Source organism: Mesorhizobium sp. MC2-1-1, from assembly GCF_057597255.1.
Genome location: NZ_CP195205.1, coordinates 4,864,671 through 4,879,557, shown reverse-complemented (window position 1 = coordinate 4,879,557; position 14,887 = coordinate 4,864,671). Strand labels below are relative to the sequence as shown.

Genomic DNA, 14,887 nt, shown 5'->3' with positions numbered 1-14,887 from the left:
CTCCCCGGAGCGAAGGTTTTCAGGGCACCTTCGCCTGTCTTGCGGCGTCGTGCAACGGGAGATGCAGTAAAGGATCAGACCACGACGACCGGGTTCTTCTTGGAAACGCGGCTGTAGAGGTCGATGATGTCCTGGTTGATCAGCCGCACGCAGCCCGACGACATCGCCTGGCCGATGCTCCACCATTCGGGCGAACCGTGGATGCGGTAGCCCGTGTCCTTGCCGTTCTGGTAGATGTAGAGCGCGCGGGCCCCCAGCGGGTTGGTGAGGCCGCCGGGCTGGCCGCCCTGCCACTTCACCAGTTCCGGCTTGCGCTGGATCATTTCCGGCGGCGGCGTCCATACCGGCCATTCGCGGCCGTACTGGATGTTGGCGCGGCCCGACCATCGGAAACCGTCCTTGCCGATGCCGACGCCGTAGCGGATGGCGTCGCCGCCCGGCTGCACCAGATAGAGCATGCGCTCCTGCAGATGCACGACGATGGTGCCGGGCGCCTCGCCGGTCTTGTCGACGACGATCTGGCGGCGGAACTGCGGCTTGACTTTCTGCCAAGGCACGGCCGGCACCTCGAAACCGCCATCGGTGAGCGAGGCGTACATGACGTCGGGGCCGGTGATGTTCTTGTCGACGCTGATCGCCGGGCGCATCGGGGGCACGGAACCGGTAACGGTGTTGTCGAGCTGCGTCCGTGGCAGGTCGAGCGTGTCGGTGGTGCTGCAACCGGCAAAGCCGAGCAGCGCCATGGCGCCGGCGCCCGAAAGCACGGCGCGGCGGGAAAGTTGAATTTCGGTATCGATTGCGGCGCCGTTGGAAGGCGGCGTCAAACTTTGCGGCAACTCGCGCATGCACCAAACCCTACGCTGCCGGCGGAAGCACGGTCCGGCCGGATCGCAGGCATTTTCGCCACTCATGGTTGAAAAAGGGTGAAAGCGAGCGGACCGGGCTTAACCCTAACGGATCGTTGCGGCGGCCGATGGCCCCGAGGCACGGGCGCCGTGGATTTTTCCAACAGGCCCTTTACATTCGCGGCGACCCCAGGATTTATCCTTTTCTTTGCGCTCAAGGAGCAGGGAAATGTCCTTCGAAAACTGGGCCGCCTTCGCCGCCGCCTCTTCCATCCTTCTCGTCATTCCGGGCCCGACGATCCTGCTCGTCGTCTCCTACGCGCTGGGACAGGGCTGGCGCACGGCGCTGCCGATGGCAGCGGGCGTGGCGCTTGGCGACTTCACCGCCATGACGCTGTCGATGCTCGGCATCGGCGCGCTGCTCGCGGCTTCGGCCACCGTATTCACCGTGCTCAAGATGATCGGCGCCGGCTACCTGATCTATCTCGGCATAAAACTGTTCCGCGCCGGCGGCGCGCTGAAGGCCGAGCCGCGCACCGACGCCGTCTCGGCGGCAAGGATGACGGCGCATGCCTGGCTGGTGACGGCGCTGAACCCCAAGAGCATCACCTTCTTCGTCGCCTTCCTGCCGCAGTTCCTCGACCGACATGCCGACTTCTGGCCGCAGATGCTCATCTTCGAGACGACCTTCCTGACGCTCGCCTTCCTCAACGCCTTCGGTTACGCGCTGATCGCGTCCAGGGCCCGCGCGATCGTGCGCAACCCGAAGGCGATCCGTATCTTCAACCGCACCGGCGGCACGCTGCTGGTCGGCGCCGGCATCGCCACGGTGGCGATGCGGTCAGGCAGCTAGGCCCAGGGACAAGCCGAGGCACTGCGAAGCCATGTGTGCGCCGTTGGCGGGTCGGTGCGGGATGCTCTAGGATCGCTCCAGGGTCGCATCCCGAGCGCAAAAGCCGCCCGATAGCGAGGACAGCATGTTGAAGGACGCATTCGGCCTCATTTATTCCGGAGCGACCGAGGCCGGTTTCTCGTCCTACGCCCGCGCCGTGCATGAACTGCAATGCTTCATCGGCGATCCGGTCGGATCGATCGACAGAGCCATTGGAGACGACCCGGCCTTCGTCATGGGGCATGTCTTCAGGGGTTACCTGTTCGGCCTCGCCACCGAGCGGGACGCGACGGCGGTCGCCCGGTCGAGCCACCAAGCGGCGCTTCCCCTTGCCGCCACGCCGCGCGAAAAGGCCCATGTGGCGGCGCTTGGCCACCTGGTCCAAGGGCGATGGCATGAAGCCTCCCGCATCCTCGAGGATATCGCGATCGACAACCCGCGCGATGCGCTGGCGCTGCAGGTCGGGCACCAGATCGATTTCTTCACCGGCAACGCGCGCATGCTGCGCGACCGTATCGGCCGGGCGCTGCCGGCCTGGGAAAAAGGCATGCCGGGATACCACGCCATCCTCGGCATGCAGGCCTTCGGGCTGGAGGAGATGGGCGACTATGCGCGCGCCGAGTCCTTCGGCCGAGAGGCTGTCGGGATCGAGCCGCGCGACGGCTGGGCACAACATGCGGTCGCGCATGTCATGGAGATGCAGAGCCGGCAAAGGGACGGCATCGCCTGGATGCGCGCCAATCCGGAGGCGTGGTCGCGGGAGAGTTTTCTCCAGGTCCACAATTGGTGGCACCTGGCATTGTTCCACTACGATCTCGGCGAGGTCGACGAAGTGCTCAGGCTCTATGACGGACCGATCTATGGAGCGCGCTCGACACTGGCGCTCAACATGGTCGACGCCTCGGCGATCCTGTGGCGTCTCCATCTGGGCGGCATCAATGTGGGCGACCGCTGGGCGGCACTCGCCACCAACTGGATGCCGAAAGGCGCCGGCAATTACGCCTTCAACGACGCACATGCCATGATGGCCTTTGTCGGCGCCGGGCTGGAAGCGCCGGCGCGGATCTTGCTGGAAACGCAGCGCGAGGCGATGCGCGGGAATGACGACAACGCCGCCTTCACCCGCGATGTCGGCCACCCGCTCACATGCGCGATCAAGGCCTTCGGCGAAGACGACTATGACGAGGCCGTGCGCCTGATCCGACCGATCCGCTCGATTGCCCACCGTTTCGGCGGCAGCCATGCGCAGCGCGACGTGATCGACCTGACGCTGATCGAGGCCGCTTTGCGCGCCGGCGACACGGCGCTTGCGCGCGCCCTGACGGCCGAACGCCAGCTAGCCCGGCCGGACAGCCCGCTATCGACGCTGCTATCGTTGCGGGCGTCCGATTTGTCTGAGAATTGACCCGAAGCGCATCTTGTCTTAAAAACTGGCCAAGCCAGATTTTTTCGAGAATCCGAAAAAATTAAAGGCAATGGGAGGAAATCATGTTTCTCGGCCTCGACCTGGGTACCTCAGGCGTCAAGGCGCTGCTGATCGACGACGGCCAGAAGGTCATCGGCGCCGGCCATGGCTCGCTCGACGTTTCGCGTCCGCATCCCGGCTGGTCGGAGCAGGACCCGGCGCAGTGGATACAGGCCTGCGAGACGGCGCTCGCCGAGCTGAAGGCTTCCCATCCGGGAGAGCTGGCCGCCGTCAAGGGCATCGGCCTTTCCGGCCAGATGCATGGCGCCACCCTGCTCGATGCCTCGGACAAGGTGCTGCGTCCCTGCATCCTGTGGAACGACACGCGCAGCCATGTCGAGGCTGCAGCGCTCGACGCCGATGCGCGCTTTCGCAAGCTCACCGGCAACATCGTCTTCCCGGGCTTCACCGCGCCGAAGCTCGCCTGGGTGAAGAACAACGAGCCGGCGATCTTCGCCAAAGTGGCCAAGGTGCTGCTGCCCAAGGACTATCTGCGCCTCTGGCTGACCGGCGAGCATATTTCCGAGATGTCGGATTCGGCCGGCACCTCATGGCTCGACGTCGGCAAGCGCCGCTGGGCGCCCGAGTTGCTGGCGGCGACGTCGCTCGACGAAAAACAGATGCCGTCGCTCACCGAAGGCACGGCCAAGGCCGGCGCCCTGCGCGGTGAGCTCGCCTCGAAATGGGGCATTGCGGCGGGCATCGCGGTTGCCGGCGGCGCCGGCGACAATGCGGCCTCCGCCTGCGGCATGGGCACGGTCGGCGCCGGCCAGGCTTTCGTGTCGCTCGGCACGTCGGGCGTTCTGTTTGCGGCGAACGCCTCCTATTTGCCCAATCCGGAAAGCGCGGTGCACACATTCTGCCATGCGCTGCCCGGCACCTGGCACCAGATGGGCGTCATCCTGTCCGCCACCGATTCGCTCAACTGGCTGTCGGAAATCACCGGAAAAAGCGCCGGCGACCTGACCGGCGAGCTAGGCGACAAACTCAAGGCGCCGACGGGCGTATCTTTCCTGCCCTATCTTTCAGGCGAGCGCACGCCGCACAATGATTCCGCCATCCGCGGCTCCTTCACCGGGCTTGGGCACGAGTCTGGCCGGCCGGTGTTGACGCAGGCTGTGCTCGAGGGCGTCGCCTTCGCCTTCCGCGACAGCCTTGAGGCGCTGAAGACGGCCGGCACGACACTGACGCGAGTGACCGCGATCGGCGGCGGCTCGCGTTCACGCTATTGGCTGAAGGCGATCGCCACCGCGCTGCAGCTGCCGATCGACATCCCGGCCGACGGTGATTTCGGCGCCGCTTTCGGCGCGGCGCGGCTCGGCCTGATTGCGGCGACGGGCACCGATCCGCTTGCCGTATGCACCGCGCCGGCAACCGATGCGACGATCGAGCCGGACGCCGGGCTGAGCGGCGCCTTTGCCGATGCCTACCAGCGCTATCGGGCGCTCTATCCGGCGATCAGGGCTGTAACCGCGTGAGCCGGCTCGAGGCGCTCGCCTCTGCCCTGCCGGGCATCTCCCCCACTAGGGGGGAGATTGGCAGCTTCAGCGCCTCACTGCGCCGGCACCTTGTCGAGGAAGCCGGTCACGCTCTTGAGGCGGCCGTCCTCGATGACGCCGATGTCGGTGCCTTCGATAACGGACTCCGTGCCTTCGGGCCCCAGGTTCCACGAGAAGCGGATGCGGTCCGCGAAACCATCCGGCTCGCCTTTCAGCGAGAAGCGAAAGCCGACGAAGCGCTGCTGCACACCGTCGATCAACGCTGCGACGCCGTCATGGCCGTCGCCCTGCATGACCGGGTCGCGATAGCTGACGTCGCTGGTGAACGCCGCTTCGAGCAGCGCGTTGCGGCGGGTCGCGTCGCTCTCGTTCCAGGCGGCGATGTAGTTGCGGGCGATCGTGTTGAGGTCCGTCATGGTGTTCATCCTTCTTTGGATCGTTTCGACATGACCCTTTTCACGCCGCATGGAAGCGAAACCAATTACGCCTGAGGTAATCGGGCAAAGGCACTTGGAGAGGAAGGAAACCATGAGCAGCGGATTTTTCGGCGACATCAAGAAGATCAAATATGAGGGACCGGATTCGACCAATCCCTTGGCCTACCGCTATTACAATCCGGACGAGATGGTGGCCGGCAAGCGGCTGGAAGACCATCTGCGCTTCGCCGTCGCCTATTGGCATTCCTTCGCCTGGCCGGGCGGCGACCCGTTCGGTGGCCAGACCTTCGACCGGCCCTGGTTCGCCAAACCGGGCGGCGTCGACACGATGGAACTGGCCAAGCTCAAGGCCGACGTCGCCTTCGAGATGTTCTCGCTGCTCGGCGCGCCCTATTTCTGCTTCCACGACGCCGACGTCCGCCCCGAGGGCAAGGACTTTTCCGAGAGCGCCGCGCGTCTCGACGAGATCACCGACTATTTCGCAACCAAGATGAAGCAGACCGGCGTCAAGTTGCTGTGGGGCACGGCGAACCTCTTCTCGCATCGCCGATTCATGGCGGGCGCGGCCACCAATCCCGACCCGGACGTGTTCGCCTATGCGGCGGCGACGGTGAAGAAATGCATCGACGTCACCAAGAAGCTCAAGGGCGAGAATTATGTGCTGTGGGGTGGGCGCGAGGGCTATGAGACGCTGCTCAACACCGACCTTGCCCGCGAGCAGGAGCAGGCCGGCCGCTTCCTCAACCTCGTCGTCGACTACAAGCACAGAATCGGCTTCAAGGGCACGATCCTGATCGAGCCGAAGCCGCAGGAGCCGACCAAGCACCAGTACGACTACGACGTCGCCACGGTTTACGGCTTCCTGAAACGCTTCGGGCTGGAGAAGGAAGTGAAGCTCAACATCGAGCAGGGCCACGCAATCCTCGCCGGCCATTCCTTCGAGCACGAGCTGGCTCTGGCCAATGCGCTCGGCATCTTCGGTTCGATCGACATGAACCGTAACGACTACCAGTCGGGCTGGGACACCGACCAGTTCCCCAACAACGTCCCGGAAATGGCCTTGGCCTATTACCAGGTGCTGCAGGGCGGCGGCTTCAAGACCGGCGGCACCAATTTCGACGCCAAGCTGAGGCGCCAGTCGCTCGACCCGGACGATCTGCTGATCGGCCATATTGGCGGCATGGATGCCTGCGCGCGCGGCCTGAAGGCGGCGGCGAAGATGATCGAGGACAAGGCGCTGTCGGCCCCGCTCGCCGAACGCTATGCCGGCTGGAACTCCGCCGAAGGCAAGGCGATGCTGTCGGGCAAGCGCACGCTGGAGGAGATCGCCGAACGCGTGGTGAAGAAGAAGATCGAGCCGCAGCCGCGCTCCGGGCGGCAGGAACTGCTCGAAAACATCGTCAACAGGTATGTCTAAAGAACGGCAGGCCGCCCCGCGCCCGAGCAATCGGGACGCGGGGCAGGCCTGAAATTGCATTCGCGGGGTCGGAATCACGCGACAAAACTTTGCCTCGCCCCGCCCCTCAATCACCTCGTTCTTGCCTTCAAACAGCCGTCACGGAACTCGTATAAAGATGCCTCCTGTGGCGGGTGAAGAAGAAGGAGGCGAACCGATATGCAGCACGAACGCGAAATCGACGCCCTGCTCTCGTCCGGCGAGACCGGATCGATCATCGACCGGCTGATGGCATTGCCGCGGCCGACGGACGACGTGAAGACCGAATGGGATCGCGCCGTCAGCAACCGCTTCGAAATCCGTCTGGCGAGGCAGATGCGCTCGCAGATGGACGGTTCGAGCGAGCGGCAGACCGCCGCTTGAGCGAGCAGCAGGCTGCCGCTTAGCGAGCGGCAGATGCCGCTTAATCAAAGCGCGCCTGACGTCCTACCCTCGGCGAAGCCTGACCGGCGCCTCGCCGAAAGCTCTTGAAAATGCCCTGGAAAATGCCGCTGCGGATGAAAAGCCCGTACGCCCGGCAATATCGGCCATGGCGATGCGCGTGTCGACCACCAGGCGGCGGGCGGCGCTGAGGCGCAGCCTCAGATAATAGGCGCCCGGGGTCTCGCCGATCGATTTGCGGAATATGCTTTCGAGCGTCCGCGCGGTGACGCCGGCGCGCCTGGCCAACGCATCAATGGTGAGAGGCTCATCGACATGCGCTTCCATCAGCCGGATCGCCTGGGCAAGCCGCGGATCATAGCCGTCGAGCCGGCCCAATGACACCAGCGGCTGCGCGTCGGTCGCGGCGCGCGCCTGGTCGTAGATGAAGACGCTGGCGACATCGAGCGCGGCGGCCATGCCGAGCCTTGTGCGGACCAGATGCAGCATCAGGTCGAAGGTCGGCGAGGCGCCGCCGGAGGTGAAGACCGGCCCGTCGATGACATAGCGATCCGGCCGCACGTCGACGCCCGAAAAGGCAGCGGAAAAATCCTCCATGTCCTCCCAGTGTGTGGTGGCGCTGCGGCCCTCGAGCAGGCCGGCGCGCGCCACCAGCCACGTGCCGGCCTCGACCCCGCCGCAGGCGCGGGCCGCGCGCGCCGCCCTGCGCAGGCCCGCGAGCAGCGCCGACGTGGCGTAGTTCTGCGTGCCGAAGCCGGCGACGACCACCAGCATGTCGGTTGGTTCGGCGGCGTCGAAACGCCCACTGACCGCCACCGGCAGGCCGCAGGTGGTGACCGGCGCCTCGCCGGTAACCGAGACCAGCTTGAAATCGAACAGCGTCTCGCCCGAAATGCGGTTGGCGGCGCGCAGCGGGTCGACCGCGGAGGCGACGCACATGATCGACGAACCCGAGAATACCAGGAACGTCACCTTGAGCTTCTCGCGTTCGGATCGAAAGATCGTAGGCTTTTCGCTTTTTATCATGAGTCCTTCGTAAAACGCAAAACAGTTTCCGGCAAGTCGGGCATTCTTGATGAATTCCCCGTGCATGCCGTGCCGTTGTCGGCTCCCGCTTCTGGGTGGCATGCGTGGCTGATCGAATCTGGGAGGATAAACCATGCCGCTCGCGATGAACCGTGAGGTCTTCATTGCCTGTGCCGTGACCGGCTCCGGCGGCACGCAGGACCGCAGCCCTCACGTACCGCGCTCGCCGAAGCAGATCGCCGAATCGGCGATCGACGCGGCCAAGGCCGGCGCCGCGATCGTTCACTGCCATGTGCGCGACCCAGAGACCGGCAAACCGCGCCGCGACGTGCATCTCTACCGCGAAGTGACGGAGCGTATACGCGAGGCCAATGTCGATGTGGTGCTGAACCTCACCGCCGGCATGGGCGGCGACATGGTGTTCGGTTCGCCGGAAGCGCCGCTGCCGCTCAACGAGAAAGGCACCGACATGGGAGGCGCCTCGAACCGTATGGAGCATGTGCGCCAGTGCCTGCCGGAGATATGCACGCTGGATTGCGGCACGATGAATTTCGCCGAGGCCGACTATGTGATGACCAACACGCCCGGCATGCTGCGCGCCATGGGCGGCATGATGACGGCGCTGGGCGTCAAGCCCGAGATCGAGGCCTTCGACACCGGCCATCTGTGGTTCGCCAAGCAGTTGGTCGAGGAGAAGGTGCTCAATCCCGACGCGCTGGTGCAGCTCTGCATGGGCGTGCCATGGGGGGCGCCGGACGACCTCAACACCTTCATGGCGATGGTCAACAACGTGCCCTCAACCTGGAACTGGTCGGCCTTCTCGATCGGCCGCAACCAGATGGCCTATGCGGCGGCGGCGGTGCTTGCCGGCGGCAATGTCCGCGTCGGCCTGGAGGACAATCTGTGGCTCGACAAGGGCGTGCTGGCCACCAACGCGCAGCTCGTCGAACGCGCGGCGAGCATCGTCACCAATCTCGGCGCCCGGATCCTCGGGCCGGAGGAAGTGCGCAAGAAGCTGAACCTCACCAAACGGGCGCCGCTCGCCGCCGCGGCGTAAGGCGGGCGCTGGTCATGGCTGATACCGTCAAATTCACCGCGATGAAGGATGGCGACAGGGAAGACTACGAATTCCTGACCGCCCATGAGATCGATTACGCCGCCAAGACCGGCGACCGGTTGCTCGAAGCCCTCGTGCAGCTCGACGAAGGCCTGTCGGGCTATAAGATCACGCGGCTCGGCCATTCGCTACAGGCGGCGACGCGCGCCTGGCGCGACGGCGCAGACACCGACTGGATCGTCTGCGCGCTGCTGCACGACATCGGCGACATCTACGCGCCCCACAACCACGACGAATATGCCGCGACGATCCTGAAGCCTTTCGTGCGCGAGCAATGCACCTGGGTGGTGGAAAAGCACGGCGACTTCCAGCGCCTCTATTACGCGCATCATCTGGGCGGCAACCGGCACGCCCGCGACCGCTTCGCCGGCCATCCCTATTTCGGCGACTGCGACCAGTTCTGCGAGCGCTGGGACCAGTCGAGCTTCGATCCCGACTACGAGACGCTGTCGGCCGAGTTCTTCCGGCCCTTCGTGCTCGAAGTCTTCGCCCGCAAGGCCTACGACCCGGCGGTGATCCGCGCCGGCGAGCGCGTGGCCCTAACCGATCCCGAAACAGCCAGGAAAAGAACCGGAGCCTGACCATGAGCAGCATCAACAAGGCGGCCGCCATCGGCGGCGGTGTCATCGGCGCCGGCTGGGTGGCGCGGCTGCTGCTCAACGGCATCGATGTCTCGATCTTCGATCCGGACCCCGAGGCCTCCCGCAAGGTCGCCGAAGTGATGAAGGGCGCGCGCCGTGCCTACAAGCAGATGCTGCCCGGCGGCCTGCCCAAGGAGGGCAAGCTCACCTTCGCCAAGACCATCGCCGAGGCGGTGGCCGATGCCGACTTCATCCAGGAAAGCGTGCCGGAGCGGCTCGACCTCAAGCACAAGGTGCTGGCCGAGATCGACGCGCATGCGCCAGCCAACGCGATCGTCGGTTCGTCGACCTCCGGCATCAAACCGACCGACATGCAGGTGGCGATGAAGAAGCACCCGGAACGGCTTGTGGTCGGTCATCCGTTCAACCCGGTCTATCTGCTGCCGCTGGTCGAGATCGTCGGCGGCGAGCAGACCTTCCCCGAGGCGATCGAGGTCGCCAAGGAGATCTACGCCTCGATCGGCATGAAGCCCGTGGTGGTGCGCAAGGAGATCGAGGCCTTCGTCGGCGACCGGCTGCTCGAAGCCGCCTGGCGAGAAGCGCTGTGGCTGGTCAAGGACGGCATCTGCACCGTCGAGGAACTCGACGACATCATGCGCTATTCCTTCGGCCTGCGCTGGGCACAGATGGGCATGTTCCAGGTCTATCGCGTCGCCGGCGGCGAGGCCGGCATGCGCCACTTCATGGCGCAGTTCGGGCCGTGCCTGAAATGGCCGTGGACCAAGCTGATGGACGTGCCGGAGTTCAACGACGAGCTAGTCGATCTGATCGCAACCCAGTCGGACGAGCAAGCGCACGGCCTGTCGATCCGCGAACTGGAAAAGATCCGCGACGACAATCTGGTCGCGATCATGGAAGCGCTGTCGAAGCAGAACAAAGGCAAGGGCTGGGGTGCCGGCGCGCTGCACAAGGATTATACTAGGCAGCTTGCCAAGCTGGCGGCGAAGAAGCCCCCGGCCAAGGCTCCGGCAAAGGGCAAGGCGGCCAAGCCGGCGAAGAAGGCCGCGAAGCCGGCAAAGGTTGAAAAGCCGGCAAAGGCCGGGAAGGCCGACAAGGCAAAGAAGAGCAAGAAGAAGGGCTGAAGCGATGCATTTCGGTCTTTCGGAAGAGCAAAAGCTCATCGTTGAAACGACGCGTGCCTTCGTCGAGAACGAGCTTTACCCGCATGAGCGCGAGGTTGAGCGTACCGGCGAGCTGCGCCGCGAGCTGATCGACGAATTGAAAGCCAAGGCAATCGAGGCCGGGCTCTACGCGGCCAACATGCCGGCCGATGTCGGCGGCGCCGGACTCGATACGGTAAGCTGGCTGCTCTACGAGAAAGAGCTTGGCCGCGCCAATTACGCGCTGCACTGGACCTGCGTGGCGCGTCCGTCCAACATCCTGCTCGCCGGCACGCCGGAGCAGCGCGAAAGGTATCTCTTCCCCTGCATCCGCGGCGAGAAGTGGGACTGCCTGGCAATGACCGAGCCGGGCGCCGGCTCCGACCTGCGCGGCATGAAGGCGACCGCCGTGCAGGACGGTTCGGACTGGGTGCTCAACGGCACCAAGCACTTTATCTCCCATGCCGACATCGCCGACTTCGCCATCGTCTTCATGGCCTCGGGCGAGGAGGATTCGCCGCGCGGCAAGCGCAAGAAGATCACCGCCTTCTTCGTCGACAAGGGCACCAAGGGTTTTTCGGTACGCGACGGCTACCGCAACGTCTCGCATCGCGGCTATACCAACTCGATCCTCGAATTCGACGACTGCCGGCTGCCGGCGTCCCAGGTGCTCGGCGAAGTGCACAAGGGCTTCGACGTGGCCAATTCCTGGCTCGGCGCGACCCGCCTTCAGGTCGGCGCCACCTGTCTCGGCCGCGCCGAGCGGGCGCTGTCGCATGCCATAGAATATGCCGCGCAGCGCCAGCAGTTCGGCCAGCAGATCGGCAAGTTCCAGGGCGTCTCCTTCAAGCTCGCCGACATGGCAACCGAGCTCAAGGCCGCCGACCTGATGGTGTTCGAAGCGGGTTGGAAGTACGATCAGGGCACCGTCACCGACCAGGACATGGCGATGGCTAAGCTGAAAGCCACGGAGATGCTGGCCTTCGTCGCCGACGAAGCCATCCAGATCCATGGCGGCATGGGGTTGATGGACGACCTGCCCTTGGAGCGCATTTGGCGCGACGCGCGCGTGGAGCGCATCTGGGAAGGCACTTCGGAAATCCAGCGTCACATCATTTCGCGGGCGCTGCTTCGGCCGTTCGGGGCGTGAAAGAAAAGAAAGCACATGCATAAGCTTGAACGTCTCCTGCGCCCGAAATCGATCGCCGTGTTCGGCGGGGCGCAGGCCGCCGCCGTCGTCGCGCAATCGATCAAAATGGGCTTTGCCGGCGAGATCTGGCCGGTGCACCCGACCAAGGACGAGGTTGCAGGCCGCAAGGCCTACCGCTCCGTTGCCGACCTGCCCGGCGCGCCGGACGCCGCCTTCGTCGGCGTCAACCGGCATCTCACCATCGAGGTCATCAAGGCGCTGGCCGAGCGCGGCGCAGGCGGCGCCGTCTGCTTTGCCGCCGGCTTCCTGGAGACCGAGGCCTATGACGAGGACGGCGAGCGGCTGCAGGCGGAGCTTGTTGCCGCCGCCGGCCAGATGCCGATCATCGGGCCGAACTGCTACGGGCTGATCAACTATGCCGACGGCGCCCTCTTGTGGCCCGACCAGCATGGCGGCATCCGCCTGGCTGAGGGCGGCAAGGGCGTGGCCATCATCACGCAATCGTCCAACATCGCCATCAACATGACGATGCAGAAGCGCGGCCTGCCGATCGCCTTCCTGATGACGGCCGGCAACCAGGCACAGACCGGCCTTTCGGAAATGGCGTTGGGCCTGATCGAGGACGATCGCGTCACCTCGCTCGGCCTGCATATCGAGGCCTTTGACTCGGTGGCCGGCTTCGAGAGGCTGGCGGCACGGGCGCGCGAGCTGAAGAAGCCGATCATCGCCATGAAAGTCGGCCGCTCCGAGCAGGCAAGGCAGGCGACCGTGTCGCACACAGCCTCGCTTGCGGGATCGGACGCCGCCTCCGGCGCTTTCCTGAAACGGCTCGGCATCGCGCGCATCGATTCGATTCCCGCCTTCATCGAGGCGCTGAAGCTCCTGCACATCACCGGTCCGCTGCCCGGCTACAAGCTCTCATCGATGAGCTGCTCGGGCGGCGAGGCTTCCGTCATGGCCGACAGCGCCGAGGGCCGTCTCGTCAATTTCCCGCCGCTGACCGCCGAGCACCGCGCGCATGTCAAATCGACGCTCGGGCCGCTGGTCGCGGTCGCCAATCCGCTCGACTACCACACGTTCATCTGGAACAACGAGCCGGCGATGACCGCCACCTTCACCGCCATGGTGTCGGGCGGCTTCGACTTGAACATGCTGGTGCTCGACTTCCCGCGTCCCGACCGTTGCTCGGACGTCGACTGGTGGGCAACGCTGCGCGCCTTCGAGGCGGCGCTCAAGACCAACAAGGCGCAAGGCGCGATCGTCTCCTCGCTACCGGAGAACCTGCCGGAGGAATACACCGCTGGCCTGATGGCGCGCGGCATGGTGCCTTTGTTCGGCATCTCGGAAGCCATGGACGCCGCGCAGGCCGCCGCCTTCATCGGCTGGGCGTGGCGCGAGCCGCAGGCGCAGCCGGTCGATACCACGGCCGCGGGCGTGTCCGACGGCGCGCATGTGACTCCGGACGAGGCCGAGGCCAAGGCGCGGTTGATCAAGGCCGGCCTGCCGGTGCCGAAAGGCGAGCGCGCCTCCAATGCGGTCGAGGCAGTGATCTCTTCCATGACGCTGGGCTTCCCTGTGGCGCTCAAGGCGCTCGGCGTCACGCACAAATCGGAAGTCGGCGCGGTGCGATTGAACCTCAAGGACGCCGAATCCGTCAGCGCCGCCGCGCATGACCTTCTGCCGCTCGGCACCGGGCTTTATGCCGAGCGCATGGTGCGCGACGGCGTCGCCGAGTTGATCGTCGGCTTCACCCGCGACCCGATGTTCGGCGTGGTGATGACGCTCGGCACCGGCGGCGTGCTGGTCGAGCTTCTGCGCGACAGCGTCACCCTGATGCTGCCGGCGACGCGCGACGACATCGAGGCGGCATTGCGCGGGCTCAAACTCTATCCGCTGCTCGAAGGCTATCGCGGCCGGCCGAAGGCCGACGTGAATGCCGCCATCGACGCCATCGCCGGCATTGCCGGTTTCGTGCAGAAGAACGAAGGCGAGATCGAGGAACTCGACATCAACCCGCTGATCGTGTGCGCCGAAGGCAAGGGCGCCTGGATCGCGGACGCCCTGCTGGTGCTTGGAGAAAAGAAGAATGGCTGACGTCATCACCACCCGCCGTGAAGGCGCGATCCTCGAGGTCACGCTCGACCGGCCGAAGGCCAATGCGATCGATCTCAAGACCTCGCGGCTGATGGGCGAGACCTTCAAGGCGTTCCGCGACGATCCGGAATTGCGCGTCGCGATCGTCAAGACGGCCGGCGACAAGTTCTTCAGCGCCGGCTGGGACCTGAAGGCGGCCGCCGCCGGCGACGCCGTCGACGGCGACTATGGCGTCGGCGGCTTTGCCGGACTGCAGGAATTGCGCGACCTCAACAAGCCGGTGATCGCCTGCGTCAACGGCATGGCGGTGGGCGGCGGCTTCGAGCTGGCGCTGTCCTGCGACCTCATCTACGCCTCGGACCACTCCTCCTTCGCGCTGCCGGAGATCCGCGCCGGCACGCTGGCCGATGCCGCGACGATCAAGCTGCCGAAGCGCATTCCCTACCACATCGCCATGGACCTTTTGTTCACCGGCCGCTGGATGGATGTCGCCGAGGCGCATCGCTGGGGCCTGGTCAATGAAGTGCTGCCCAAGGACAAGCTCGAGGAGCGCGTCTGGGAGATCGCCCGCCTGCTGGCCAGCGGCCCGCCGCTGGTCTTCGCCTCGATCAAGGAGACGGCGAGGGTGGCCGAGGCGCTGAGCTTCCAGGATGCCATGAACAAGGTGACGCGCAGGCAGCTCAGGACCGTCGACATCCTCTACGGTTCGGAGGACAACATGGAAGGGTTCCGGGCCTTCGCGGAAAAGCGCGACCCGGTGTGGAAGGGGAAGTGACGCCGCAGG

Annotated in this window: 14 protein-coding genes; 11 read left to right on the top strand and 3 right to left on the bottom strand. The window is 65.4% G+C overall.

The features are described 5' to 3' along the window. Positions 1 to 74: 74 nt before the first annotated feature. Positions 75 to 743, bottom strand: coding sequence for a L,D-transpeptidase (locus tag ACR64R_RS24170; RefSeq protein WP_487362537.1), 669 nt, complete (start codon positions 741 to 743; stop codon positions 75 to 77). Between the two features lie 331 nt (positions 744 to 1,074). On the opposite strand from ACR64R_RS24170, the gene ACR64R_RS24165 reads away from it, so the two are divergent. From ACR64R_RS24165 to xylB, 3 genes are all read left to right on the top strand, one after another. Then, complete coding sequence (locus ACR64R_RS24165) at positions 1,075 to 1,698, top strand: LysE family translocator (protein ID WP_487358760.1); 624 nt, start codon at positions 1,075 to 1,077, stop codon at positions 1,696 to 1,698. A gap of 124 nt (positions 1,699 to 1,822) precedes the next feature. Next, entirely contained in the window at positions 1,823 to 3,142 is a 1,320-nt protein-coding gene (locus ACR64R_RS24160; RefSeq protein ID WP_487358759.1) for a tetratricopeptide repeat protein, read from the top strand. An 83-nt stretch (positions 3,143 to 3,225) separates the two neighbouring features. Next, entirely contained in the window at positions 3,226 to 4,680 is a 1,455-nt protein-coding gene (gene xylB, locus ACR64R_RS24155) for a xylulokinase (protein ID WP_487358758.1), read from the top strand. 74 nt (positions 4,681 to 4,754) lie between these two features. On the opposite strand, the gene ACR64R_RS24150 is transcribed toward xylB, so the two are convergent. After that, a complete protein-coding gene (locus ACR64R_RS24150; protein WP_487358757.1) occupies positions 4,755 to 5,117 on the bottom strand; it encodes a nuclear transport factor 2 family protein in 363 nt (120 codons plus the stop codon). A 112-nt stretch (positions 5,118 to 5,229) separates the two neighbouring features. Here ACR64R_RS24150 and xylA point away from each other — a divergent pair, with 112 nt between their 5' ends. Together xylA and ACR64R_RS24140 are read left to right on the top strand one after the other, a co-directional pair. After that, positions 5,230 to 6,555 carry a xylose isomerase gene (gene xylA, locus ACR64R_RS24145; protein ID WP_487358756.1) on the top strand — a complete coding sequence of 442 codons (1,326 nt, stop codon included), beginning with the start codon at positions 5,230 to 5,232 and terminating at the stop codon, positions 6,553 to 6,555. Between the two features lie 198 nt (positions 6,556 to 6,753). Further along, positions 6,754 to 6,957, top strand: a complete 204-nt coding sequence (locus tag ACR64R_RS24140) for a hypothetical protein (RefSeq protein ID WP_487358755.1) — start codon at positions 6,754 to 6,756, stop codon at positions 6,955 to 6,957. Positions 6,958 to 7,020: 63 nt separating this feature from the next. On the opposite strand, the gene ACR64R_RS24135 is transcribed toward ACR64R_RS24140, so the two are convergent. Further along, positions 7,021 to 8,001, bottom strand: a complete 981-nt coding sequence (locus ACR64R_RS24135) for a GlxA family transcriptional regulator (RefSeq protein WP_487358754.1) — start codon at positions 7,999 to 8,001, stop codon at positions 7,021 to 7,023. 133 nt (positions 8,002 to 8,134) lie between these two features. Here ACR64R_RS24135 and bcoG point away from each other — a divergent pair, with 133 nt between their 5' ends. The 6 genes from bcoG to ACR64R_RS24105 are packed head-to-tail and all read left to right on the top strand — an operon-like array spanning position 8,135 to position 14,878. Then, positions 8,135 to 9,058 carry a 3-dehydrocarnitine:acetyl-CoA trimethylamine transferase BcoG gene (gene bcoG / locus ACR64R_RS24130; protein ID WP_487358753.1) on the top strand — a complete coding sequence of 308 codons (924 nt, stop codon included), beginning with the start codon at positions 8,135 to 8,137 and terminating at the stop codon, positions 9,056 to 9,058. A gap of 14 nt (positions 9,059 to 9,072) precedes the next feature. After that, positions 9,073 to 9,699: an HD domain-containing protein gene (locus ACR64R_RS24125; RefSeq protein ID WP_487358752.1), complete on the top strand. Its 627-nt coding sequence runs from the start codon at positions 9,073 to 9,075 to the stop codon at positions 9,697 to 9,699. 2 nt (positions 9,700 to 9,701) lie between these two features. Further along, positions 9,702 to 10,841 carry a carnitine 3-dehydrogenase gene (locus tag ACR64R_RS24120; protein WP_487358751.1) on the top strand — a complete coding sequence of 380 codons (1,140 nt, stop codon included), beginning with the start codon at positions 9,702 to 9,704 and terminating at the stop codon, positions 10,839 to 10,841. A 4-nt stretch (positions 10,842 to 10,845) separates the two neighbouring features. Beyond that, positions 10,846 to 12,009 carry an acyl-CoA dehydrogenase family protein gene (locus tag ACR64R_RS24115; RefSeq protein ID WP_487358750.1) on the top strand — a complete coding sequence of 388 codons (1,164 nt, stop codon included), beginning with the start codon at positions 10,846 to 10,848 and terminating at the stop codon, positions 12,007 to 12,009. A 15-nt stretch (positions 12,010 to 12,024) separates the two neighbouring features. Next, the gene (locus tag ACR64R_RS24110) at positions 12,025 to 14,103 is read left to right on the top strand and encodes an acetate--CoA ligase family protein (protein WP_487358749.1); all 2,079 of its coding nucleotides are present in this window, start codon (positions 12,025 to 12,027) and stop codon (positions 14,101 to 14,103) included. Further along, entirely contained in the window at positions 14,096 to 14,878 is a 783-nt protein-coding gene (locus ACR64R_RS24105; protein ID WP_487358748.1) for a carnitinyl-CoA dehydratase, read from the top strand. The genes ACR64R_RS24110 and ACR64R_RS24105 overlap by 8 nt, the downstream gene beginning before the upstream one ends. Positions 14,879 to 14,887 lie beyond the last annotated feature (9 nt).